Origin of the sequence: Streptomyces sp. WM4235 (genome assembly GCF_001279725.1) — a bacterium.
Lineage (GTDB): Bacteria > Actinomycetota > Actinomycetes > Streptomycetales > Streptomycetaceae > Streptomyces.
In genome coordinates, this window is sequence record NZ_LGDE01000132.1 from 1 (window position 1) to 2,948 (window position 2,948).

At 67.0% G+C, this 2,948-nt stretch carries 2 protein-coding genes; both read right to left on the reverse strand.

Features of this window, described 5'->3' with window-relative positions; translation table 11 throughout:
* Positions 1–446: 446 nt before the first annotated feature.
* On the reverse strand, positions 447–1,205 hold the full coding sequence (locus ADK55_RS12840; protein WP_234350023.1) for an SDR family oxidoreductase: 759 nt from the start codon (positions 1,203–1,205) through the stop codon (positions 447–449).
* A 422-nt stretch (positions 1,206–1,627) separates the two neighbouring features.
* The coding region (locus ADK55_RS12845; RefSeq protein WP_053678175.1) for a D-arabinono-1,4-lactone oxidase at positions 1,628–2,948 on the reverse strand (1,321 nt) is incomplete at its 5' end.

Consider the following 2,948-nt stretch of genomic DNA (forward strand, 5'->3'; position numbering starts at 1 on the left):
CCGGAGGAGGCCCCATCCACCGACGCCCGCACCGATCTCCCCGAGACCGAACTCCAAATGCTCCTCGCCGCACTGGGACCGCGCAAGCGCCATGCGTGACGGCCGCTGCGGACGATGATGCTGTCTGGGGCGAGGTGGGCTTCCGCCCGCACCGACATGACGAGCGTCGCCAGTCGGTTACTGCCCGTCGCTACAGTCACGGCGTGGCCTCTGTGATCACCATCCGGTTAGCGCAGCAGACAGTTCGGGCTCGACACGCCGCCGGAGAACTGTCTTACTTCCGGGACGCCGGACGGGTCGAGCCGAGTACCACCCGGCGTCGCGTGTGTGGCAAGCCAGGCAGCCATGGCCGCCAAGTCGAAGGCGTCCTCGCCGCGGACCGGGCAAGGCCCGGCGGCGTCGGTGGAGAGGGTGTCCGGCTGATTCCCGGCCGTGGTATGTCTTTCTCACGTGAGCCTCCGCACGACCTGCAGGGGCAGGAGCTTCATGGCGATCCCGATCGGGATCCACGGCCACGCCGGGACGTATGCCTTGGCGCGGCGCTTCTCGATGGCGGCGACCATTGCCCGCACCCCGGTCTTGGTGTCGACCATGAACCGGGTCTTCTGCTCGACGTGGGCGTTCATCTCCGAGCGGATGTAGCCCGGGTGGACGACGGAGACGTCGAGCCCTCGGATGTTCTCCGATCGCAGGCCCTCCGCGAGGGAGGCCAGCCCGGCTTTGGTCGCCGCATAGGTCGTCATGGACTTGCGCATGCCGCGCAGGGCGGACATGGACGAGATGAGCACGAGGTGACCGCGGCCTTGCCGGCGGAAGATCTCCAAGGCGGCTTCGGTCTGCGCGAGCGCTCCGACGAAGTTCGTCATCGCCGTGGCCAGGTTGGCGTCGGACTGCCCCGTCCCGAGGGGAGCGCCCTTGCCGATGCCGGCGTTGACGACGACCCGGTCGATCGTCCCGTACTTCTGTGCGAAGCCGTGGAACACCGAAGCAACGGCCGCGCTGTCGGTGACATCGAGGGCAGCGGTCTCAACCCGACTGCCCGTGGACGCGTGGATCTCGTCGGCGAGGGCGTCGAGCCGCCCGGTGCGCCGGGCGCACAGGGCCAGGTCGTAGCCTGCGGCGGCGAACTGGCGCGCCATCTCCTCGCCCAGGCCCGAACTCGCCCCGGTGATGAGGACAACCCGGTTGCCCATCCGACTGCTCATGCGTGCTCCTTGCCCGTGCGGTCGCCTTGCGGCTGTCGGCCTGTTGGATCTTCGCTCGCGCGGCGAGCATCTGACGTTGTGGAGGGGAGGCGCCAGGTGTGTCGTCCAGTACACGACCCGCGCAGCCCGGGAGAGACGGGCGGGGTAGCGGCCCACGTCCACCCCCTGCAGCTCCCGACTCCAGCGCGCGACCGCGAGACGGTCCGGCCCCCGCCTGTGGCGATGTCGGCGTGGTTGATCAGCGCGTCCGGGCCACCGAGGTAGAGGAGGACGAGCTGCAGGGTGGTCAGCCAGTCCGGCTCAATGGTGACGTCCAGCCGTTGGGTAGGGCGCCCCTGATGGAAACTCGGTCTCTTGGTGGAGGTAGGCATCGAGTACGCGACCGCCGCACCTTGCAGCCGAAATTCTTGCCGCCCCCCGTGTCAGTTCCCCAGGACTTTCCGCAGATAGTCGTTGTCGAAGCGCCGGTGCGGGTCCAGGCGGTCGCGTAGGGCAATGAACTCGGTGAAGTTCGGGTAGGCATTGGCGAAGTATTCGGCGCCGCGTGTATGCAACTTGCCCCAGTGCGGACGCCCGCTGTATGCGGTGAAGATCCGCTCCGCAGCCGTGAAGTACTCCTGATACGGCGCGCCTTTGTAGACGTGCACGGCTACATAGGCGGTCTTGCGGCCCGATGCCGGGGACATCGTGATGTCGTCTGCGGGAGCCGTACGAACCTCGACGGGGAAGCTGATGCGCAGGTTTGAGCGGTCGACCATGTTCTTCAGTTCCTGCAGTGCCGCAACCAGGGCCTCGCGAGGGAGTGCGTATTCCATCTCCATCATGCGGACGCGGCGTGGGCTGGTGAATACCTTGTAGGGGATGTCCGTGTGTGTGCGCGCCGAGAGACCGCGGCTGGTGACGTTCGCGATGGTCGGGATGGCGGCGGGGACGGCTCGACCCAGCGAGTTGAGTGCTTGGAACATGTTGTTCGCGAGGAACTCGTCCCGAAGCCAGCCGCGAAGCTTGCTCACCGGGGCAATCGGTCCGATGGTGCGGTTGTTGCGCACGGTGTTGCAGTTGGCGGTGTGGGGGAACCAGTAGAACTCGAAGTGCTCGTTTGTCTCGGAGAGCTCATCGAAGTCTGACGTGACCTTGTCGAAGGTCATCGGTTCCTCACGGGCGGCGAGGAGGAAGAGCGGTTCTACGGCGAAGGTGATCGCGCTGACCACACCAAGGGCCCCCAGGCCGATCCGTGCCGCTGCGAAGATGTCCGGGTGGTCCTTTGTTGAACACGTGAGGAGGGTGCCGTCTGCCGTGACCAGTTCGAGTCCGCGGATCTGTGCGGCCATGGAGGCTGAGTCGCGGCCCGTGCCGTGGGTGCCCGTGCTGGTCGCGCCCGAGACGGTCTGTTCCATGATGTCGCCCATGTTCGTGAGCGAGAGGCCCTCCCGTGCCAGGGCCGCGTTCATGTGCTTCAGCACCGTGCCTGCCTCTACGGTGACGGTGCCCGCTTCGCGGTCGATGGTGCGTATGCCGGTGAGGAGGTCGGGCCGGATCAGCACACCGTCGGTTGCTGCGACGTTGGTGAAGGAGTGGCCGGTGCCGACTGCCTTCACTCGTAGGCCGTCTTCGGCTGCCCTGCGTATGACGGTGGACAGTTCCTCGACCGAGGCGGGCGTTGCGGTCCGCGCGGGGCGGGCGGTGACGTTGCCCGACCAGTTGCGCCACGTGCTCCTGCTCGCGTTCCCGGTAGTGCTGGGT

Excerpts from the sequence above, each read along its gene's own strand:
- ADK55_RS12840 (WP_234350023.1), bottom strand. The coding sequence starts at position 1,205 with ATGAGCAGTCGGATGGGCAACCGGGTTGTCCTCATCACCGGGGCGAGT.